17 protein-coding genes are annotated in these 21,292 nt (G+C 66.5%); 2 read left to right on the top strand and 15 right to left on the bottom strand.

Annotated features, from left to right (window positions below; all coding sequences use genetic code 11):
- Window positions 1-23: 23 nt before the first annotated feature.
- Both ACE3Q6_RS03800 and ACE3Q6_RS03795 read right to left on the bottom strand, forming a co-directional pair.
- Window positions 24-2,624, bottom strand: coding sequence for an ATP-binding protein (locus ACE3Q6_RS03800; protein WP_374428658.1), 2,601 nt, complete (start codon window positions 2,622-2,624; stop codon window positions 24-26).
- A 3-nt stretch (window positions 2,625-2,627) separates the two neighbouring features.
- Window positions 2,628-3,149: a molybdopterin-dependent oxidoreductase gene (locus ACE3Q6_RS03795; RefSeq protein WP_374428656.1), complete on the bottom strand. Its 522-nt coding sequence runs from the start codon at window positions 3,147-3,149 to the stop codon at window positions 2,628-2,630.
- A 296-nt stretch (window positions 3,150-3,445) separates the two neighbouring features.
- Between ACE3Q6_RS03795 and ACE3Q6_RS03790 the strand changes: the two genes are divergently transcribed.
- On the top strand, window positions 3,446-4,045 hold the full coding sequence (locus tag ACE3Q6_RS03790; protein WP_374428654.1) for a response regulator transcription factor: 600 nt from the start codon (window positions 3,446-3,448) through the stop codon (window positions 4,043-4,045).
- Between the two features lie 13 nt (window positions 4,046-4,058).
- Here ACE3Q6_RS03790 and ACE3Q6_RS03785 read toward each other — a convergent pair whose 3' ends face one another.
- The 6 genes from ACE3Q6_RS03785 to ACE3Q6_RS03760 all read right to left on the bottom strand — a co-directional run bounded on the left by ACE3Q6_RS03785 (window position 4,059) and on the right by ACE3Q6_RS03760 (window position 11,091).
- A complete protein-coding gene (locus ACE3Q6_RS03785; protein ID WP_374428651.1) occupies window positions 4,059-4,373 on the bottom strand; it encodes an ArsR/SmtB family transcription factor in 315 nt (104 codons plus the stop codon).
- A gap of 9 nt (window positions 4,374-4,382) precedes the next feature.
- Window positions 4,383-4,586, bottom strand: a complete 204-nt coding sequence (locus ACE3Q6_RS03780) for a DUF2892 domain-containing protein (RefSeq protein WP_374428647.1) — start codon at window positions 4,584-4,586, stop codon at window positions 4,383-4,385.
- Window positions 4,587-4,595: 9 nt separating this feature from the next.
- On the bottom strand, window positions 4,596-5,879 hold the full coding sequence (locus ACE3Q6_RS03775; RefSeq protein ID WP_374428644.1) for an NAD(P)/FAD-dependent oxidoreductase: 1,284 nt from the start codon (window positions 5,877-5,879) through the stop codon (window positions 4,596-4,598).
- Window positions 5,880-5,897: 18 nt separating this feature from the next.
- Window positions 5,898-9,092: an efflux RND transporter permease subunit gene (locus ACE3Q6_RS03770; RefSeq protein ID WP_374428642.1), complete on the bottom strand. Its 3,195-nt coding sequence runs from the start codon at window positions 9,090-9,092 to the stop codon at window positions 5,898-5,900.
- Window positions 9,085-10,074: an efflux RND transporter periplasmic adaptor subunit gene (locus tag ACE3Q6_RS03765; RefSeq protein ID WP_374428640.1), complete on the bottom strand. Its 990-nt coding sequence runs from the start codon at window positions 10,072-10,074 to the stop codon at window positions 9,085-9,087. The genes ACE3Q6_RS03770 and ACE3Q6_RS03765 overlap by 8 nt, the downstream gene beginning before the upstream one ends.
- A 126-nt stretch (window positions 10,075-10,200) precedes the next feature.
- Window positions 10,201-11,091, bottom strand: coding sequence for a LysR family transcriptional regulator (locus ACE3Q6_RS03760; protein WP_374428639.1), 891 nt, complete (start codon window positions 11,089-11,091; stop codon window positions 10,201-10,203).
- An 89-nt stretch (window positions 11,092-11,180) separates the two neighbouring features.
- Here ACE3Q6_RS03760 and ACE3Q6_RS03755 point away from each other — a divergent pair, with 89 nt between their 5' ends.
- The gene (locus tag ACE3Q6_RS03755) at window positions 11,181-11,840 is read left to right on the top strand and encodes a DUF2306 domain-containing protein (RefSeq protein WP_374428637.1); all 660 of its coding nucleotides are present in this window, start codon (window positions 11,181-11,183) and stop codon (window positions 11,838-11,840) included.
- A 60-nt stretch (window positions 11,841-11,900) separates the two neighbouring features.
- On the opposite strand, the gene ACE3Q6_RS03750 is transcribed toward ACE3Q6_RS03755, so the two are convergent.
- From ACE3Q6_RS03750 to ACE3Q6_RS03720, 7 genes are all read right to left on the bottom strand, one after another.
- Window positions 11,901-13,295 (bottom strand): aspartate aminotransferase family protein, encoded by a 1,395-nt coding sequence (locus tag ACE3Q6_RS03750; RefSeq protein ID WP_374428635.1) that lies wholly within the window; start codon window positions 13,293-13,295, stop codon window positions 11,901-11,903.
- Window positions 13,296-13,528: 233 nt separating this feature from the next.
- Window positions 13,529-14,185: a GntR family transcriptional regulator gene (locus ACE3Q6_RS03745; RefSeq protein WP_374428633.1), complete on the bottom strand. Its 657-nt coding sequence runs from the start codon at window positions 14,183-14,185 to the stop codon at window positions 13,529-13,531.
- Window positions 14,186-14,251: 66 nt separating this feature from the next.
- Window positions 14,252-15,826, bottom strand: coding sequence for a glycoside hydrolase family 43 protein (locus ACE3Q6_RS03740; RefSeq protein ID WP_374428631.1), 1,575 nt, complete (start codon window positions 15,824-15,826; stop codon window positions 14,252-14,254).
- Between the two features lie 100 nt (window positions 15,827-15,926).
- Window positions 15,927-17,060 carry a Gfo/Idh/MocA family protein gene (locus ACE3Q6_RS03735; protein ID WP_374428629.1) on the bottom strand — a complete coding sequence of 378 codons (1,134 nt, stop codon included), beginning with the start codon at window positions 17,058-17,060 and terminating at the stop codon, window positions 15,927-15,929.
- Between the two features lie 12 nt (window positions 17,061-17,072).
- Window positions 17,073-17,837, bottom strand: coding sequence for a sugar phosphate isomerase/epimerase family protein (locus tag ACE3Q6_RS03730; protein ID WP_374428627.1), 765 nt, complete (start codon window positions 17,835-17,837; stop codon window positions 17,073-17,075).
- Window positions 17,837-20,209 carry a glycoside hydrolase family 2 protein gene (locus tag ACE3Q6_RS03725; RefSeq protein ID WP_374428625.1) on the bottom strand — a complete coding sequence of 791 codons (2,373 nt, stop codon included), beginning with the start codon at window positions 20,207-20,209 and terminating at the stop codon, window positions 17,837-17,839. The genes ACE3Q6_RS03730 and ACE3Q6_RS03725 overlap by 1 nt, the downstream gene beginning before the upstream one ends.
- 3 nt (window positions 20,210-20,212) lie before the next feature.
- The gene (locus ACE3Q6_RS03720; protein ID WP_374428622.1) at window positions 20,213-21,292 is read right to left on the bottom strand and encodes an ABC transporter ATP-binding protein; all 1,080 of its coding nucleotides are present in this window, start codon (window positions 21,290-21,292) and stop codon (window positions 20,213-20,215) included.

Raw genomic sequence — 21,292 nt, 5'->3', positions numbered from 1 at the left:
GCCTTGCCAGAATGTTCCCCGGCCTAGGCCTGGACCTCGATGCAGGCGCCGATTTCCTCGACCGTCGCCTGCCAGCATTTCGCCAGCGCCTCCAGCCCCCGCGCGGCGGCCGTCGCATCGCCCTTCCGGTAGGCGGTCTCCAGCGCCTGCAGGCAGGCACGGAAGGAGGCCGCCCCCATGATCGCCGCCGATCCCGCAACCTTGTGCACGGCATCGGCACGCTCCGCGTCGGACAGCCCGCCCCATTCCGCCGACACCGTGCGCTGCACCAGCGCCTCGGCTTCGGACCGGAAGGACTGCAGAAGCCGCCCCGCCTTCTCGGCCCCGATGCTTTCGGCGAGAAAGCCGAAGGCCGCCGAGATCGAGCCGGTCGCCTCCTGGTCTGCCTCGGGTTTTGGCGCGGCCGTGACCCCGGCCAGCGCCTGCTGCAGCGCGGCAAGGCTCAGCGGCTTGACCAGAGCCTCGGTGATCCCGGCGGCCAGGAAACGGCGGGTGTCCTCGGGCAGGGCATGGGCAGTCAGGGCGATGATCGGCGTCGCGCGGTTCGGTCCGTCCGAGGCCCGGATGTGCCGCGTCGCCTCGACTCCGTCCATGTCGGGCATGCTGATGTCCATCAGGATCACGTCATAGGACTGCAGAGCGGCCAGGTGCACCCCTTCGCGCCCGTCATGGGCCTCGATTACCCGATGGCCGGACTTCTGCAGCATCTCGCGGGCGACCAGCCGGTTGATCTGGTTGTCCTCGACAAGCAGGATCCGCAACGGCACGTTGGCGGCCGCCTGCCGGACGGGCCGCGCCTCCGGCTGCTTCTTCGGCCGCTCCTCGCGGTGGATCGGCGTGCCCATGGGCAGGCGCACCCAGAAGATGCTTCCCTCTCCCGGTTCGCTGTCGACCCCGATCGCGCCGCCCATCGCCGTCACCAGCCGACGCGAGATCGCAAGCCCAAGGCCCGTCCCCTCGGCCTGGCGGGCATAGCTGGAATCCAGCGTCCGGAATTCGTCGAAGATCTGCTCAAGGTGCTCTTCCGCGATGCCGATCCCGGTGTCGACCACGCGGAACTCGACCAGGTCATGGTCCGGGATCCGGTCGCATTCGACGCGGATCTCGCCGTTGCGGGTGAACTTGTTGGCATTGCCGACCAGGTTCAGGATCACCTGGCGCAGCCGCAGCTGATCGACCCAGATCCGTTCGGGTGCCGCCACCGTGTCGCAGCAGATCTGGTTGCCATGAGCCTCGATCGCATGGCGCTGGCTTTCCACCAGTTCCTGCAGCAGGACCGCCGGATCGACTTCGGTCGTCAGCAGTTCCAATTGCCCCGCCTCGGCCCGCGACATGCTGAGCACGCCGTTCACATGGTGCAGCAGCAGCCCTGCCGAGGTGTTCATCGCCGTCAGGAACTGCCTTTGCCGGGCGGTCAGCTTGGTGTCCTGCATCAGCTCGATCGCGCCCATGATGCCGTTCAGGGGCGTCCGCATCTCGTGGCTCATCACGGCCAGAAGCTCGGCCTTGGCCCTTTCGCCCGCCACCGCCCGGTCCCGCGTCTCGATCAGCTCCTCCTCGGCCGCCACCCGGTCCGAGATGTCGCGCAGGAACGAAACGAAGATCTCCTTCCCGCCGAAGGTGGCCGCGGACAGCGACAGTTCCACCGGAAAGATGGTCCCGTCCTTCCGCCTGGCTTCCATCCGCACCAGGCCCTTGCCCACCACCCGCCGCTCTCCGCCCGAACGGTAGCGCTTCATCCCTTCCAGATGCGCCTCGCGCAGATGGTCGGGAATGATGAGGTCGGCCATGTCGCGCCCGACCGCCTCGGCCCAGGTGTAGCCGAACAGCCGCTCGGCCGCGCCGTTGTAATCGATCACCCGCCCGGCTCCGTCCGTGGCGATGATTCCGTCCAGCGAGGTCGCGATCACTTCCTGCAGACGGTTCCGCGCTTCCGCCGCCGACCGTTCGGACCGGATGCTGCGACGGTACATCGACATGAGGATCGCGATGCCGCCCAACAGCGCCAGCACCAGCGCCAGCGTCAGGTAGCCGATCTTCGCCAGCGTGGACGCGACGCTGATCCGTTTCTCGTCCGAATCCGCCGCATAGAACCGCACGCCCATCTGCGAGAAGTTCCTCACCGTGGGGCGCAATTCGATCAGATCGGCCAGAAAGCCCGGCAGGCCGGTGGCAAGCTCGGCATCCGTGCTGTCGATCAGCGGAGTGTGCTTGTCCAGGAACGCGTTCATCGTGGCGAGGTCGACCGCCGCCTCCGCACTCCGCCGCAGATCGCCGAACTGCTGGCTTTCGCCGATCAGCTGCACCCGACTGTACAGCACGTCATAGCGCCGACGCACCTCGTTCAGCCGGGACGGAAGCGTCTTTTCGGACGAATGCACCTCGGCATCATGCACCGCGACCAGAAGCGCCAGAAGCTCGACCTCCGCCTGGACCAGGGTCCATTGCGTGGTGTCCGAGTTTGCTACGGCCAGCGCATCGACCTCGCGCTGGACGTTGGTCGCCAGGAACGAGATGGCCAGGACGCAGAGCAGGATGCCGGACAGCACCGCCGTCAGGATCAGCGTCGGCAGTCGGTTCCGTCCGGGTCGCCGGAGGCGCGGCCTGTCCTGCGCCGGTGCCATCCGTCAGTCGGCCGCGACGTCCAGCCGGACGAGCTGCCAGATGCTGCGCGAATAGATCAGTTCCGCCTGGTAGTCCTGGTCAAGGTCATAGGGATAGACCACCCAGATCGGCCCCTTGTCGCGCACCGACATCGGCTTGCCGTTCTGCATGTAGGCCAGGATCGGTCCGCCCTCGACAGCATCGGACAGCGGAATCTCGATGGCATAGTCGTTGATCGCCGTCGCCTTGATCGTCCCTTCGGTGACGCCCAGCTCCTTGGTCAGGACGTTCAGCGGGATTCCGGTGAACTCCTGCACCCCGTCCGTCCACGGCGTCGACGTCGCGAAGGTGACCTCGCCCATCTGCCGCAGCATGTCGAAGTCGAAGACCGCACTGTCGCCCTGGTTCTTGGCACCGATGTCGCCCGTGACGGTCAGAATGACCTCGCCCTTCGGGGTGGGCAGGTCCTTGGCCGCCAGCGGTGCCGCGGAAAGCAGGGCCCCCAGAGCCACCGCCCGACCAATCGCCTTGATGAGAATGAGCATGTCGCGCCCCTGCATCTGAAAAGTCAGCGTTCTCTTCGCACAATACAACCGCTGGGTCACCAATGCATGCGCATAGTGGAGTATCCTTTCGTATATAACTTTTATCTTTTGCGCTTTCCGATGCTCCAAAAGGAATCGCGATCCGCCTGAAGATAGCCGCTAACATCCGGTTGAGAGGCTTTCGTTCCGACCGTTGCGCTTCCGGTTCCATTGAAAGGCATTATGCTATGCAGTCGCTACAATCCCTTTCGCTGCGCCCGTTGACGGTCGTCTCGGAAGTGCCCAAGATCAGTGCCATGCGTGTGCTGATAGCCGATGACCATGATCTGGTGCGTGAAGCCCTGGCCGCCTTTCTGCAGGGCGAAGGCGTGGTCGAAGTCCGGACCGTGCCCACCCTCGACGATGCGATCCGTGCCGCGGAAGACTCCGGCAGCTTCGACCTCGTGCTGCTCGACTACAACATGCCGGGCATGAACGGGCTCGAGGGCCTCGACCGCATGATCGCCGCCAACGACCGCCGCCCCGTCGCGATCATCTCGGGCACCTCCTCGCGCACCTTGGCCGAACAGGCGATCCGGGCGGGGGCTGCCGGCTTCGTTCCGAAGACCATGTCCTCCCGGTCGATGGTCAGCGCCGTGCGCTTCATGGCCGCCGGCGAGGTCTATGCCCCCTTCAACTTCCTGCAGTCGGGCGAAGCCGGCTCGGGCAACCTCAGCCAGCGCGAGACCGAGGTGCTGCGCGGCCTCTGCGAAGGCAAGTCCAACAAGGAAATTGCCCGCGGCCTGGACCTGCAGGAAGTGACGATCAAGCTGCATGTCAAGACGCTCAGCCGGAAGCTGAACGCGCGCAACCGCACCCATGCCGCGATGATCGCGCGGGAACAGAACCTGATCTGACCGCCCCCCGGGCCTAGGGTTTCGCGCAGAAGGTGTCGCGCAGCGTTGTCACGACGGCCGCCACCTCGGCGCGCGCCAGGCGATAGATCACGCTTTTCCCCTCGCGCCGGGTCTGCACGATGCTCTCGGCGCGCAGCCGCATCAGCTGCTGCGACACCGTCACGGGGCTCGAGCCCAGCGCCTCGGCCAGTTGCGAGACGCTGCGCTCGCCGTCCACCAGGCAGCAGAGGATCTGCAGCCGCCCCTCGTGCGACAGCGACTTCAACAACGCCACCGCCTTCGCGGCCTGTTCGGCCGTGCCGCCGAACCCTTCCAGGATCTCTCCCATCGTCCGCTCCTATTCGAAGGCGCACCCCTTCCTGAACCCCATCGCCCGGAACGCCATCGCCGCCGGGCAGAAACCGGTGAACGAGGACTGCAACAGGTTCAGCCCGATGAAGACGGTGAACCAGACGAACAGAGGCGATACATAGGCCGTCAGCACGACGCTGAGAAGGACCATCACCCCGGCAAAGCGAAGAACGGCTGCATCAATGGACATTTGCTCACCTCATCCTTTGGTGGTTGCTTTCAGTTTGTCGATCCCCAGCGCCTTCAGCGCGAGGTGTTCGTAGAAGGGTTCGGACTGGCCCTTGCGCAGCTTGCGCAGGAAGTACTTCTCGAACCCCGCCTTCGCCAGGTGGACCCATTTGCCGCTCGACGACCAGTTGACGTTGCGCGGCGGGATCTGCGGCTGGGCCACGAAGGCGATGCCCCCGTCGCCGAAATCGGCCAGACAGACCGCGTTCCAGGTCCCGACCTGGTCCGGCTGTTTCCCACGCACCAGGTTCCCGATGTTGTGCGCCGTGGCGGTGACCATCGATTCGATCATGAACCCGGTCTTCGGCACCCCGCAGGGGACCGGGGTTGGCCCCATCGGCGGGATCGCCACGCAGACACCCACCGCAAAGATGTTGGGGTACTTCGGGTTCTGCTGGTGCTTGTCGACGATGGTGAACCCGCGCGGATTGGACAGCCCCTCGATCCCCGAGACCGGCTTGATCCCCCGGAAGGCGGGCAGCATCATGGAAAAGGCGAAAGGCAGGTCCTTCTCGGCCTTGGCCTGTCCGTCCTCGCCCACTTCTTCGACGAACATGTGGCCCTCCTCCACCCGCTTGATCCGAGTGTTGGTCATCCACTTGATGTGCTTCTCGCGCATCTGGGACTCCAGCAGCCCCTTGGTGTCCCCCACCCCGTCGAGGCCCAGATGTCCCACGTAAGGCTCGGGCGTGACGAAGGTCATCGGCACCCGGTCCCGCACCTTGGCCCGGCGCAGCGCGGTTTCCAGGATGAACAGGAACTCATAGGCCGGGCCGAAACAGCTTGCCCCCTGCGCCGCGCCAATGACCACCGGCCCGGGGTTCGCCACCAGCTTCTCGAACACGGACTTCGCCGCCTCGGCATGGTCGATATGGCAGATCGACTGGGTAAAGCCTTGCGGCCCCAATCCCTCCACCTCGTCGAAGGCTAGCTCCGGCCCCGTGGCGATCACCAGATAGTCGTAGGTGACCGACTTGCCGTCGACCAGCGCAATCCGGTTCTCCTCCGGCACCAGCTTTTCGGCCGCGACAGGGATGAAGTCGATCCCCTTCTTCTGCATCGTAGGCGCAAGGTCCACCGTGATGTCCTCGCGGTCGCGCCAGCCCACGGCGATCCAGGGGTTCGAGGGGACGAAGTGGTACTTCGGGTCCTTCGTCACCACCGTCACCTTGTCTTCGGGGCGCAACTGGTCCTTCAACTCGTAAGCCATGATGGCGCCGCCAAGTCCGGCCCCCAGAACAACGACATGTGCCATTTCAGTCTCCTCCTCTGATCAGGCAGTCTGTTCCGACCCGGTTCGGAACACGCGGTAGATCGCCGGGATGACAAGCACGGTCAGGAGCGTGGAGCTCAGCAGACCGAACAAGAGCGAGATGGCGAGACCCTGGAAGATCGGGTCCGCCAGGATCACCACCGCGCCGATCATGGCGGCGATGGCGGTCAAGAGGATCGGCTTGAAGCGGATAGCGCCCGCCTCGATCAGCAGGTCCACCGTGACCCCGCCCCCGTGGCGGATGAAGTCCACCAGAAGGATCGAGTTGCGGACGATGATCCCCGCCAGCGCGATGAAGCCGATCATCGAGGTGGCGCTGAACGGCGCGCCGAAAAGCCAGTGGCCGAACATGATCCCCAGGAAAGTCAGCGGGATCGGCGTCAGGATCACCAAGGGCAGCTTGAACGACCCGAACTGCGCCACGACCAGGATGTAGATGCCCAAGAGCGCCACCCCGAAGGCCGCCCCCATGTCGCGGAAGGTGACGAAGGTCACTTCCCACTCGCCGTCCCACAGAAGGGTGACCTTGCCCTCGTCTTCCGGCTGGCCATGCAGCGCGATCTCGGGCTTGGTGCCCTCGGGCCAGTCCATCGCCTCGATCTGGTCGGCAACCGCCAGCATCCCGTAAAGCGGTGCCTCGAAGTCGCCTGCCAGCTCTGCCGTCACCATCTCCGCATCGCGGCCGTTGTGGCGGAAGATGGGGAAGCTCGCGGCCTCCTCGCTGACCGTCACCACATCGCCCAGCTCCACCACCCCCCGCGCGCCCGGCAGGGCATTGGCCGGGATCGGCGTGGTCAGGAAGCGTTCGTCCAGCACCCGGTCCGACTTGTCGCGCCCGACCACCAGCGGGATCGGCAGCCGCCCCTCGCCCCGGTGCGAATAGCCGACCGTCTGGCCGCCGTTCAGAAGCGCAAGCGTGTCAAACACGTCCTGCTCCTGTACCGCGTAGAAATCGAGGTCGTCCGAGGAAATCGTGGCCCGCAGCCGCCGCGCCTGGACGCCGAAACTGTCGTCCACATCCACGATGAACGGCACCGCCTCGAAGGCCTGACGGATCATTGCCGCCGCCGCGCGCCGGGTCTCGGCGTCCGGCCCGTAGACCTCGGCCAGAAGCGTCGAGATCACCGGCGGCCCCGGCGGCGGTTCCACCACCTTCAGGCTCGTCCCCTCCGGCACCGCAAGGCCCTTCAGCCGCTCGCGCAGGTCCAGCGCGATGTCATGGCTCGCCCGGTCGCGGTCGGCCTTGCCCGCCAGGTTGATCGCCACCTCGCCCAGCTGAGGCTCCGCGCGCAGGTAATAGTGCCGCACCAACCCGTTGAAGTTGAACGGTGCCGGAGTGCCCGCGTAGGTCTGGACCGAGGTTACCTCCTCCAGCCCCATCACCACATCGGCCACATCCCGCGCCACGCGGTCGGTTGCTTCCACCGACGACCCCTCGGGCAGGTCGATCACCACCGACAGCTCGGACTTGTTGTCGAAGGGCAGCAGCTTGACCGTCACGTCGCGGGTATAGAGCAGCACCAGCGACCCGAAGGACAGCGCCGCCGTGACCAGAAGGAACCCCAGCGCCCGACCTTTCGAGGCCAGCACCGGCCGCGCGACAGCCGTATAGGCCCGCTCCAGCCACCCGCCATGATGCCCGCCGTATTCGTCATCCTGCGCGTGCTCGTGCATGTCCGCGCGGCCCGCAATCTTGACCATCAGCCAGGGCGTGATGATCACCGCAACGAAGAAGGAAAAGATCATCGCCGCCGAGGCATTGGCCGGAATCGGCGACATGTAGGGCCCCATCAGCCCGCTCACGAACAGCATCGGGAGGAGAGCCACCACCACCGTCAGCGTCGCCACGATGGTCGGGTTCCCGACCTCCGCCACCGCCTCGATGGCCGCCTGCAGCCGCGGCTTGCGGCGGTCCATCCCCCAGTGCCGGTCGATGTTCTCGATCACGACGATGGCGTCATCGACCAGGATGCCAATGGAGAAGATCAGCGCGAAGAGGCTGACCCGGTTCAGCGTGAAGCCCATCACCCAGGCGGCGAACAGCGTCAGCAGGATCGTCACCGGAATGACGATCGCCACCACCCCCGCCTCGCGCCAGCCGATCGCCAGCCACACCAGCGCGATGATCGACACCGTCGCGAGGCCCAGGTGGAACAGCAGCTCATTCGCCTTCTCGTTCGCCGTCTCGCCATAGTCCCGCGTCACCGTGACCGTCACGCCTTCGGGGATCAGCTTCGGCTCCAAGGCCTCCACCCGGTGCAGCACCGCCTCGGCCACCACCACCGCATTGGCCCCCGCCCGCTTCGCCACCGCCAGCGTCACCGCCGGACCCGCCTCGCCACCCTTCGCCAGGTGCCAGACGACGGCGTCCTTCGTGTTCTCTACGTAAGCCACCGTGGCCACGTCCGAGACATAGACCGGCCGCCCGTCCCGCGTGGTCAGCAACAACTGCGCCACCTCGGCCGGGGCCGTCAGCGTCTCCCCCGCCACCAGGTCCACCATCTGGCCCTGGTCGCGCAGTTTTCCCGTGTTCAGCGTCCGGTTCGCCTGCGCCACCTTGCCCGCCAGCTGCTGCAAGGTCACGCCATAGAGCGCCAGCCGGTCCGGGTCCGGCTCGATCCGGATCGCGTCCTGGGCGTCGCCCACCAGATAGGTCAGCCCCACGTCCTCGGTCTTCGCCACCTCGGTCTGCAGGGTCCGCGCGATCCGCGTCAGGTCGTTCGAACTCAGCCCGCCCCCTGACAAAGTCAGCGTCAGAATCGCCACGTCGTCGATCCCACGCCCCACGATCAGCGGCTCCGGAATCCCCACCGGAATGCGGTCGATGTTCGCCCGCACCTTGTCATGCACCCGCAGGATCGCGTCTTCGGACCGCGTTCCAACCTCGAACCGCGCCGTCACCATCGCCGCGTCGTCGCGGGTCGAGGAATAGACATGCTCGACGTCGTTGATCCCCTTGACGATCACCTCCAAGGGCTCGGTCACCAGCTTGACCGCATCCTCCGCCTTCAACCCCTGCGCCTGGACATGGATGTCGACCAGCGGAACCGAGATCTGCGGCTCCTCCTCGCGCGGCAGGCTGACCAGCGCCACCAGACCCGCCGCCAGCGCGGCAAGAATGAACAGAGGCGTCAGGGCCGAGTTGATGAAGGCCTTCGTCAGCCCCCCGGCGATCCCCAGCGGATGCTTACTCATGACCCACCCCGCCCGACACCGCAGAGGCCGGCACCACCACGTCGCCCGCGACAAGGCCGCTCAGGACCTCGACCATCTCGACCCCGTCCACGACCCGCACTTCACCCGGCACGATGGACCGCAGCGCGGCACCCTCAGCACCCTGAACCCCGACGAAATCCAGACCCGACCGCGTCACCACATCGGCCTTCGGCACCATGAGCGCCGCGCGCTCGCCCACCGGCAGGCGCACCAGCATCCGCGCGCCGACGAATGTGTCGGGCAGGCCCGCGATCTCGACATCGGCCACGACCCGGCCGCCCTCGATCAGCGGATAGACCCGGGCAAGGCTCCCCTTCAGGTCCCCTGCCGCGCCGGACACCTCGATGGCATCCCCCGCCTCCAGCGCGCCCGCGTGACGCTCGGGCACCGCGATCCGCAGGAAGGTCCCGCCGCCGCCGACCACCGCCACCACCTCGCCCGGCATCAGCACCGCGCCCTTGGTCAGCGGCACGTCCAGCACCCGCCCCGCCACCGGGGCCAGCACCACGCCTTCCTTCGCCTGCTGCGCAATCACATCCGCCTGCGCCACCAGCGAGGCGATCTGCCCCTTCAGCACATCCACCTGAGTCCGCAGCGCGTCGACCCGCTGAGTCGTCGTGACGCCGTTCTTCAACAGGTCCTCACCCCGCTGCAGGTCGGCCTCCGCATTGGCGAGCTGAGCCGCCAAAGCCTCCCGCTGTGCCGACAGTGCCGCGAGCTGGAAATCCAGCTTGTCATCGACGATCCGCGCCAGCTCCTGCCCCGCCGCGACCTCGTCGCCTTCGGCCACGGAAAGATCGACCAACGTGCCCCCGATCCGCGCCCGCGCCGGGATCCGGTCCCGCGCCTCGACTGTGCCGTAGACGGCCTTCCATTCGGTCACTTTGATGGGTGCAAGAGGCTCGGCCCAAAGCGGGGCGGCAAGGCTGGTGGCAAGCAGAAGAAGGGCGGGACGGATCATGCAAGGGCCTCCTGGTTGGCTCTTACATATATAAAGCTTACTAGCTTTGCAATATACAGCACAAGAAATCCCGACAGGGGACCGCAGCCACAGTCCATACCCTGCAACGCCTTGAAATACCTGGGATCAGCCCCGCCCCAGCGCCTCGGCGAGGAAGTCGAAGACGATCCGGATGCGCCGGCTCGTCTGCACTTCTCGGTGGGCGATCAGCCACAGCGGCACGGGAATCCCCGGCCAGTCCGGCAGGACCGGCTCCATCCCCGCAAGCCGCTCCGCAAAGACCGAGGGCATCACCGCCACCCCCAGCCCGCGCTCGGCCATTCCGGCCAGCACAAGCCCATTGTCCGTCACATGCCGGAAATTCCGCCGCGTGACCGGCAGACCGAAGCCGTTCAGCGTCGCCACCAGCCGCTCGACCGGCGCAAAGCCCAAGAGGTCATGCGCCGCCAGATCCTCCGGCACAGCAGGCCGCCCCCGCCGCGCCAGATAGAGGGAGGAGGCATAAAGCCGCGCCCGCCACTCCCCCACCTGCCTCCCGATCAGCTCCGGTTCCACGGGCCGCAGATGCCGGACCGCGATATCCGCCTCGCGTCGCTGCAGGTCGCTGATCGCGTTCGACGCCAGCACCTCGACCTCGATCCCCGGCGCCAGCGCCTGCAACTCGGGCAGCAAAGGCGTCAGCACATGGACCGCGAAGGCATCGCTGGCGCTGATCGTCACTCGACCTTCCAGCGCCGTGGACCGCCCCGCCGCAGCCAGCGCAATCCGCTCCGCCGCCGCCCCCATGTCGCGGAAATGGTCCAGAAGGTCCCGACCCGTCTCGGTCAGCACCAGCGCCCGACCGACCCGTTCGAACAGCACCACCCCCAGCGCGGCCTCCAGCCCCGCCACCTGCCGCGACAGCGTTGGCTGCGTGAGGCCGAGGGCGCGCGCGGCCTTGGACAGGCTCCCCGCCTCGACCGTCGCCAGAAAGGCACGGGCCTGGGTCCAGTCGAAGCGGGCAATCGGCCTATCCATACACAGATGCATAACAGAAAGCCGATTTTCGACAATTCCTTCATGCACGCATCGCAGCTATCCCGGCCTCACCCCCTCCGGAGCCTCCCATGACCCGACATCCCCTCCGCACCGACTGGCTGATCCCCGCCGCCCTGATCCTCCTCGCGCTGATCCCGGTCCTCGCCGGCCTGACCCGCCTCGCCGACCTCGGCACCGGAAGCCCCACGCCCCAGACCGCGCGCTTTCATGCCGACCCGCTGCCCTTGGTCCTCCACATCCTCTCCGCCACCTGGTTCGCCCTCCTCGGCGCGCTCCAGTTCTCGCCTTCGCTCCGCCGCAGCCGCTGGCACCGCCTGTCCGGCCGAAGCCTCATCCCCGCGGGTCTGATCGCCGCGCTGAGCGGCCTCTGGATGACCCTCGCCTATCCTTGGGCCACTGCGGATGGTGAGGCCGTCTACGCCGCCCGCCTGCTTTTCGGCAGCGCCATGACCCTGTCGCTGGTGCTTGGAGTGACCACGATCCTTCGCCGCGACATCCCCGCGCACAAGGCCTGGATGCTCCGCGCCTATGCCATCGGGATGGGGGCCGGGACGCAGGTCCTCACCCACCTGCCGTGGTTCCTTCTGGTCGGCCAACCCACCGAAGGCCCCCGCGCCGTCCTGATGATCGGCGCCTGGGTCCTGAACCTGGCCCTGGCCGAGACCCTGATCGCCAAAGACAGACGGCGCGCCGATCCGACGCGCCGCATAGCCTTAACGAACCCCTAACGTCCACGGACATCCATCTGATTCCAAAGCGAAATCAGAAAATGTCCACCGTGGACAGGATCAGGCCTCGACCCAAAGCCCCTCGTCCTTGACGATCTTGTAGGCCTCATCCAGCGACTTCTTCGCACGGCTGATCAGCACGTCGATCTCCTCCGGAGTGATCACCAGCGGCGGGGCGATGATCATCCGGTCCCCCACGTGCCGCATGATCAGGTTGTTGGCAAAGCACCGCTCCCGGGTCTTGTAGCCGACGGTCCCGGCCTCGCTGGCAAACTTCGCCCGCTTCGCCTTGTTCGGGGTCAGCGCGATGGACCCCATCAGCCCCACCAGCTTCGCCTCGCCCACCATCGGATGGTCGACCAGCGCCTCCCACCGCTCCCGCAGATAGGGCGACGCGACGTCCCGCACATGCTCCACGATCTTCTCATCCTGCATGATCCGCAGGTTCTCCAGCGCCACCGCGCAGGCCACGGGGTGACCCGAGTAGGTGTAACCGTGGAAGAACTCCCCGCCGCCGCCGACGACATTGGCCACCTCGTCGCAGACGATCGACCCGCCGATGGGCGCATAGCCCGAGGAGAGGCCCTTCGCGATGGTCATGATATGCGGCTTGATGTTGAAGGTCTCGGACCCGAACCAGTTGCCCGTCCGCCCGAACCCGGTGATCACCTCGTCCGCGATAAGCAGGATCCCGTACTTGTCGCAGATCCGCTGGATTTCCGGCCAGTAGGTCTTCGGCGGCACGATCACGCCCCCCGCGCCCTGGATCGGCTCCCCGATGAAGGCCGCCACGTTCTGCGGCCCCAGTTCCAGGATCTTCTTCTCCAGCTCCTGCGCGCGGGCGAGGCCGAACTCGTCCTCGGTCATGTCCCCGCCCTCGCCCCACCAGTAGGGCTGGTCGATATGCTCGATCCCGTCGATCTTGCCGCCATGCGCGTGGATCGGCTTCATGCCGCCCAGAGAGCCGCCGCCCATCGTGGACCCATGATACCCGTTCCACCGCGCGATGATCGTCTTGCGCCAGGGCATGCCCTTCACGTCCCAGTAGCGGCGCACCAGACGGATGTTGGTGTCGTTCGCCTCGGACCCCGAGCCCGCGAAGAAGACGTGGTTCAGATCACCCGGAGCCAGCTTCGCGATCTCTGCCGCCAGCGCGATGGCCGGAACGTGCGTCGTCTGGAAGAAGGTGTTGTAATAGGCCAGCTCCTCCATCTGCCGCGCTGCGACCTGGGCCAATTCCTTCCGCCCATAGCCGATGTTCACGCACCAAAGCCCCGCCATCCCGTCGATGATCCGGTTGCCCTCGCTGTCGGTGAGCCAGACGCCCTCGCCCCGCGTGATGACCCGCGCGCCCTTGGCCGCCAGCCCCGCCTTGTCGGTGAAGGGATGGAAGTGGTGCGCCGCGTCCAGACGCTGCAGTTCGGCGGTCGGCATGTGGTTGGTGATCATGTTCATCGGCGTACCCTCGCGGAATCAGCAGGGCCGCATGCCCCGTCTTGCCCGCAGGATATGATCAAACGCGCCGCCGTTCAAGAAATTTGATCAAATTATGAACCGCCCGAAGCCCTTTCATCTTTGCCCAAATATCCCGGGGGTTTGGGGGCAGCGCCCCCATCAGCCGAGGAGGAGGGCGCAAGCCCCGACGACGAGACAAAAGCCTCGCGCGCCAGCGCTCATTTCGAAAACCTTCAGTGGCCCTCGGCCAGCGCCTGCCGGACGTGGTCCACGCCCTGCTGGATGTCCTGCTCGATGGCCCGCGCCAAAGCCTTGGCATCCCCCGCCCGCATCGCCGCCAGCGCCTCGCGGTGGAGGTCCGGCGCAGCCTCGCGGCCATAGCGGTCGATCACGGCACGCAGGGAAGGCCCCGCCCGCAGCCACAAGGACCGCGCGAGGTCCAGAAGCACCGGGGCCTCCGCCGCCTCGTACAAGGCAAAGTGGAACGCATGGTTCGCCGCCAGGTAGTCCGGCAGCTTCCCCGCCTCGATTGCCCGGTTCACTGCTCCGTCGATCGCCTCCAGCCGGTCGATCTGCGCCGCCGTCAGCTTCGGCGCGGCCAGTTCCGCGAGCTTCGGCTCGATCGCCAGCCGCGCAAAGGCCACCTGCTCCAGAAGCTCCGAGGACAGCTCCGGCACCGCCACCCGCCGGTTGCCCTGCGGCAGAAGCGCGCCTTCCGCCGTCAGCCGCCGGATCGCCTCGCGCACCGGGGTCATGCCGGCGTCAAGCTCGGTGATCAGCCCCTGGATCGTGACCGGAGCCCCCGGTGCCAGATGCCCGAACAGGATCATGTCACGCAGCCGCGCGTAGGTGACCTCGTGGCTGGGGATCTTGCGGGTCTCGGCGTCCATCGGGGCTCCCTTCACTTCGCCCCTTTATGACCGCATCCGCCCGGCAATCAAGAGTTGATCAAATCCTCAAAGCACTTTGGGCACATATCGAAACCGGGTCACATCCGCCGTCCAGCCCTGCCCCGTCAGGTCATGCGCGACGACGCCGACGAAGGCCCCGGTAAAGCTTGCATGCTCCCCCCGACCGCCCTCGTCCGAGACGACCGAGGCATCCAGCTCCGGCCCCACCGCCACGCCATTGACGCTGAACCGCTGCACCGCTTGGGTTACGCTCACGCCCAGCGTCACCTTGCCCTCCGCTACCGGGAAGCGTCCGTGGAAGGTCAACGCCTCGCCCGGCCAGTCGCCCTCGCAGGACACCAAGGTCACCACCCGCTCGCCGCCTTCCTTGGTCACCAAAGCCGCATGGAACTTGTGCCGGTTGTAATAGGTGATCAGCCCCGCCGCCCGCTGCCAGTTGGGCGGGTCGGCCAGCACATCGCACTCGGCCTCATAAGCCGCTTCATCCTGCCGCCGCGCGACCAGCGACTGCTCGAACCACGACCCCAGGCTCTCCCGCCCGATCAGGCGCAGAGCGCTCCCGGTCATCCGGAAGATCCGCTCCGGCTCCGGCGTCCGCAGCCACTGGAAGTCCATCGGCAGGTCCCATCCCCGGAAGTCATACTCCACCGCCCCCTGAACCACCCGCTCCACCGGCAGGTCCACCGTCGTGGGCGGCAGCATCCCGCCGTCCTTCAGCCAAAGCCACCCGTCGCGCCAGACGACCTCGGCCAGCCCGGTCTCGCGCCCCGTCGCACAGAACAGCCCGCGCGGACCCTTTTGCGGCCGCCCGCACAGGAACGAATGCCAGAACCGCCCGTCATGCCCCTCGACATACTGCCCATGCCCCATCCGCTGGATCGGGTTCTCGGGCGAAAACCGCGCCGTGATCACATGCTTCTGGGGGTGAGTCTCATACGGCCCCCGGATGTCCCGCGACCGCGCCAGCGTCACCGCATGGTCGTACCCCGTGCCTCCCTCGGCCGTCGTCAGGTAGTAATACCCGTCGTGCCAGAAGAGATGCGGCGCCTCGGTCAGCCCCAGGTCCGTTCCGACATAAATCGTCGTCACCTCGCCCAGAAGCCCTTCCTCCGGATGCCACTCCTGCAACTCGATCCCGTCGAACAGGTCGTTGGCCGGGTTCAGCCCCGTGCCCTTCCCCCGATGGTTCCAGCGCATGTTGACGAACCACTTCCGCCCGTCCCGGTCATGGAACAAGGACGGGTCGAAGCCCGAGGAGTTCACATAGGTCGGTTCCGACCACTCCCCGTCGATGGTCGCGCAAGTGACAATGTAGTTGTGCGCGTCCTTGAAGGCGCCATCCAGCCGCTTCACGTCGGTGTAGACCAGCCAGAACCGCCCGTCGGCGTAGCTCAGGCAGGGTGCCCAGATGCCACAGCTGTCCGGGTTCCCCCGCATGTCCAGCTGGCTCGCCCGCCGCAAGGGACGGCTTACCAGCGTCCAGTTCACCAGGTCGCGGCTGTGGTGGATCTGCACCCCCGGATACCATTCGAAGGTCGAGGTGGCGATGTAATAGTCCTCGCCCACGCGGCAGAAGCTCGGGTCGGCGTTGAAGCCACGGATCACGGGGTTCTGAAGCATTGTCTTCTCTTTCAACTGGATACGGGCGGAGGGACCCCTCAATCCCCCCGCCCGCTGCGGCCCGCCTGACAGGGAGGTGCCAGGCAGATGGGCCGGTTCGTCAGACCATCAGCGCCCGCGCTTCCGCCGGCGACAGCGCGGCAGGCCGGGTGCAGGTGGTGGTCAGGGTCACGAAGCCCCCCGTCTCGCCCGATTTCAGGCAGGCGGTCATCACGTCGACCCCGTGCAGCGTCCGCTCCAGGCTGCACCGGGCATCCCGGCCTTCCTGCAGCGCCGCGACCATGTCGGCGAGGCCCGCGGTGCGGTAGTTCGCCAAGGGTCCGCGCTGCGGATGGTCCTGGTTCGGCACGCCGAAGGGGTGCTCCCAAGGCGCCAGCTCGGACAGGTTGCCTGCCTTGTCCGCCACCTCGACCACGCCGCCGAAGAAGTTCGGGTCAGGCACATACAGCGTGCCCTCGGTCCCGTAGAACTCGAAGTGGTTGCGCTTGTGGTGCCAGACGTCCCAGCTCGTGGTCAGGTTCACCACCGCGCCCGAATGGAACTCCAGCAGCGCATGGATGTTCGTGGGCGTCTTGACCGGGATCTCCTGCCCCGCCCGCGCGCCCGAGCCGATGGTCCGCGTCGGCGTCTGCGACGAGGTGATGGCCCCCACCCGCTTCACCGGCCCAAGGAAGTTGATCAGGTTGGCGATGTAGTAGGGCCCCAGGTCCAGCATAGGCCCCGCGCCCGGCAGGAAGAAGAACTCCGGGTTCGGGTGCCAGCCTTCCGGCCCGTGGTTCTGCACGCAGGCCACCGCCGAGGTGATCGTGCCGATCCGCCCCTCGTCCAGCACCGCCCGCGCCTGCTGGTGCGCGCCGCCGAGGAAGGTGTCCGGCGCGCAGCCCACCGCAAGGCCCTTGGCCTTGGCCAGATCGCGCAGCGTCGTCCCCTCGTCCAGCGTCAGGACCAGCGGCTTTTCCGAATAGGCGTGCTTCCCCGCCTCCAGGATGCGCTTCGTCACCGCGTAATGCGCGTCCGGGATGGTGAGGTTGATCACCACGTCCACGTCCTTGTTGGCCAGAAGGTCATCGACCGACTGCGCCTTGACGTTGAACTCCTCGGCCCGCGCTTTTGCCGCCTCCATGTTCAGGTCGGCGACGGCCCGGACCTCCAGCCCCTTGAACAGGGGCGCCAGGCGCAGATACGCGCTGGAGATATTGCCCGCCCCGATGATCCCGATACCAAGATTTGCCATTTTTCCTATTCCTCAGAAGCCTTTGGCCGAAGCGATGGAGCGGGTTGCAAACCGCGCATCGTCCTTCGGGTTGTCGTGTTCCATGACGAAGTGCTTGACCCCGATCTTGCGCAGCGCGGCCATGATGGACTTCCAGTCCACCGTGCCGTGGCCCACATCCGACCAGCCGTCCTCGTCCTTGTTCTCGCCCGCAGGCGCGATGTCCTTCACATGCGCCGCGGTGATCCGGTCCTTGTATTTCTCGATCCAGGCCAGCGGGTCCGCGCCGCCGCGGATGACCCAGGCCACGTCCATCTCCCATTCCAGCCCCGGCCCGCCCTCGAAGATGCGGTCCTGCGGGATGGATCCATCGGACAGCGCCTTGAACTCGAAGTCATGGTTGTGCCAGCCGAAGCCGTAGCCCGCGTCCTTGTAGGGCGCCCCCGCCTTCTGCAGCCGCGCGCCAAAGGCCTTCCAGCCCGCCGCATCCGTGGGCCGGTCGTCGGGCATCACATAGGGGCAATAGAGCCGCTCCATCTTCAGCGCCTTGGCGATGCCCAGCACCTTCTCGACGTCATTCTCCAGCTGCGCGAGGCCGAAGTGCCCCGTCGGCATCGTCAGCCCGGTGGCCGCCAGACCCTCCCGCGTCGCCGCCACCGCCGCGTCATCGGCATAAAGCGCGCCATAGCCTTCCACCGCCGTGTAGCCGGCCTTCGACACCATCTCGAAGGTCCGCGACATGGGCGGGAAGTTGCGCGAGGAATAGAGCTGATAGCTGAACATGGTCTTGCCTTTCATCAGCCGCCGTAGGTGGCGGAATGGAGATCTCTGAGGGTGAAGGTGGGTGTGGCCGAGGGGTCCTCGGGGGTGAAGGTGATCGTGGCGGGGTAGCCCGGGAACATGGTCACGGCATTGGTCGAGAAGCGGCCCGGAACTTCAGATTCCACCGCAACAAAGGGGCTGAGTGCCTTGACCTGCAACGTCAATTTCCACACCGCACCGTCGCGCTTGATGTCCGCCGTCAGGCCCGAGGGCTGCAGGTCGTAGGCCTTCCACGGCTTCGGCGCATGGACGTCGCCACCCTGCGCATCGCCCGACCAGATGAAGGCCAGAACCTCATCCGCCCGCAGGGCATCGGCAGCCACCGTCAGCACCGGCGAAGCCGCATCCGGGGACACCGTGACCGTCGCCTTGCCCAGTTCCCGCGTCGACCCATCCATCGTCGCCGCATTGGCCGTGACCGTGATCGTCACCGCCTCCGCCCGGTCATTCACTGCGCGAAGCTCGATGCCCCCGTCCTTCGGCACCGCCGTCACCATCACCGGCGCATAGAACCGCGCCGCCATGTGATGCAGCAGCTTCCAGTTCCCGCCGTGGTCCAGGCTCGCCCAGCTGCACACCGGCCAGGTGTCGTTTAGCTGCCAATACAGCGTCCCCTGGCAATGCGGCTTCAGGCTCCGCCAATGCGTGACCGCCGTCTTGATCGCCAAGGCCTGCTGGACCTGGCTCACATAAACGAAATTCGGGAAGTCGACCGGGAAGCGGAAGTAGCGGAACATCGTCTCGGCGATCCGAGCGTTGCCGCCGGGGTTCTTCTGGTGGCTCTCCATCACCGGGGCGGCGATGTTCCAGTCGGCCTCGTCGGCAAAGCGCCGGATTGCGGAGAGGGACGGATAGGACTGGAAGCCGAACTCCGAACAGAACCGGGGGCTTACGTCCCGATAGTGGTCGAAGTCCTTGCCCTCATGCCACACCGACCAGAAATGCATGTCGCCAGAAGAGTCATCGTGCCAGGCATCCCCGAACGCCAGCGGTCCCGGCGACGGAGACGACGGCCACCAGTTCGCTCCCGGCAGCACCGACAAGAGCGCCGCCTCCACCGTCCGGTTCAGCCGGTCATAGTTCACCAGATAGCGGTCGCGGTCCTTGCGGCTTTCCGGAAACCAGGTGAGCGCCCCGATCAGCTCGTTGTCGCCACACCAAAGCGCGATGCAGGCGTGGTGGCTGATCCGGCCCACCACATCGCGCACCTCGCCATCCACTTCCGCCAGGAACTCCGGCGTCGAAGGGTACAGGTGGCAGGCGAACATGAAGTCCTGCCAGACCATCAGCCCCAGCTCATCACACAGGTCGTAGAACCAGTCCGGCTCATACCGCCCGCCGCCCCAGATGCGGATCATGTTCATGTTGGCGTCGACCGCCGATTGCAGAAGCCCCCGCACGCCTTCGACCGTAATCCGCCCGAACAGCGCATCCGCCGGGATCCAGTTCGCCCCCTTGGCAAAGACCGCCCGGCCGTTGACCCGCACGCCAAAGGACCGCCCCGCCGCATCCGGCTCGGACACAAGCTTCATGTCCCGAAGCCCGATCCGCTTCACCACCCGCGCCCCGCCGCCCGTCAGCTCCAGGTCATGCAAGACCTGCGCGCCCTGACCTGCGGGCCACCACAGCACCGGGTTGCGGATGACCAGAGACAGCTCCGCCACGCCCCCCACGACAGGCGCAGTTTTCGTGACACCACAAAGACTTGCTGTCACATCCTCAGACGTCGCATGAACCCGCAGCCGCACCTCGGCCTGCCCGGCGGAGTGCACCTGATCCACCAGCACATCCCCGATCCTCGGCCCCACGGGTTCCAGCCGGACACAGCCAGACACCCCGAAGATCCCCAGCGCGATGTTCCAGTCCCAGCCGAAATCGCACTGCTGTTTCCGTAGCATGTTGTTGAAGGCAATCGCCCCGTTCACCTGCTGGTAGGGGATCGGAAACGGCATCCGCGCCGCCCGGGCCAGCGCCTCCCGCACCGGCGACCTGAACAGGATCTCCACCGCATTCTCCCCCGCCTTGAGCGCGGAAGACACATCCACCCGCCACCGCCGGTGCACGTTGGCCGCCGACAGGACCGTGACCCCGTTCAGCCGCACCTCGGCTACGGTATCCAGCCCCTCGACCACCAGCTCCGAGGCCTTACCGTCGTGAACAAAGACCCGCCGCGCCACCCAGTCGCGCTCGGAGACCCAGCGGCACTCATACTCGTTCCGGCCCCAGTAGGGCTCCGGGATCACCCCCGCCTTGACCAGCGCCGAGACGCCATCCCCCGGCAGGTCGAAGGGCACGACATGGGCGCCGCTTTCATCCGAAAGCGTCCAGCACCCCGCCAGATCGAGCATGGTTCAGATCCTTTGTTCCGTCTTCGCGTCGAAGAGCGAGGCCTTGGGGATATCGAGCCCCAGATGCACCTTCGTCCCCGCCGGGAGCCGCCCTTCGACGGGCACCCGCACGCTCATGTTCGCCCCTTCCGCCTTCAGCCACAGAAGGCTGTCGGCGCCCAGGTGTTCGTCGATCTCGACCTCCGCGGGAATCGAGGGCCCGGACACCGGCGTCGTGGACACGGTGATATGCTCCGGCCGGACGCCCAGGATTGCATCGTCCCGTTCCAGCACCGCCCCGCCCTCGTAACCGGCCAGGTCGATCTTCGTGGACCCGAACTGGAAGGCTTTCCCGCCATCCACCGTCCGGCCCTTCAGGAAGTTCATCGACGGGCTGCCCAGGAACCCCGCCACGAACAGGTTCGACGGGCGGTTGTAGATCTCCAGGGGCGCGGCGAGCTGCTGGATCACCCCGCCCTTCATCACCGCGATGCGGTCGGCGAGCGTCAGCGCCTCGATCTGGTCATGGGTCACGTAGACCATCGTGTTGCCCAGCTGGTTGTGCAGGCGCTTGATCTCCACCCGCAGCTCGGACCGCAGCTTGGCGTCCAGGTTCGACAAGGGCTCGTCGAAGAGGAACACGTCCACATCCCGCACCAGCGCGCGGCCGATCGCCACCCGCTGCCGCTGACCGCCCGACAGGGCCGCCGGCTTGCGGTCCAGCAAGGGCTGGATCTGCAGGATCTCCGCCGCCCGGGCGATGCGCTTGTCGATCTCGGCCTGCGGGACCTTGGCGTTCTTCAGCCCGAAGGACAGGTTCCCCCGCACCGTCATCTGCGGATACAAGGCATAGCTCTGGAACACCATGCCGATGCCACGCTCCGACGGCTCGGACCAGGTGACGTTCTTCCCCTTGATCCAGATCTGCCCGTCGGTGATGTCCAACAAGCCCGCCAGACAGTTCAGAAGCGTCGACTTCCCGCAACCCGACGGCCCGAGGAGCACGACGAACTCCCCCTCCGCCACGTCGAGGTTCATGTTCTTCAGGACCGAGACCGAGCCGAAGTTCAGCGTCAGGTCCTTGACTTCAATCGAATTCACCAT

Origin of the sequence: Tabrizicola sp. (assembly GCF_041913445.1) — a bacterium.
Lineage (GTDB): Bacteria > Pseudomonadota > Alphaproteobacteria > Rhodobacterales > Rhodobacteraceae > Tabrizicola.
This window is presented reverse-complemented; position numbering and strand designations above follow the sequence as displayed.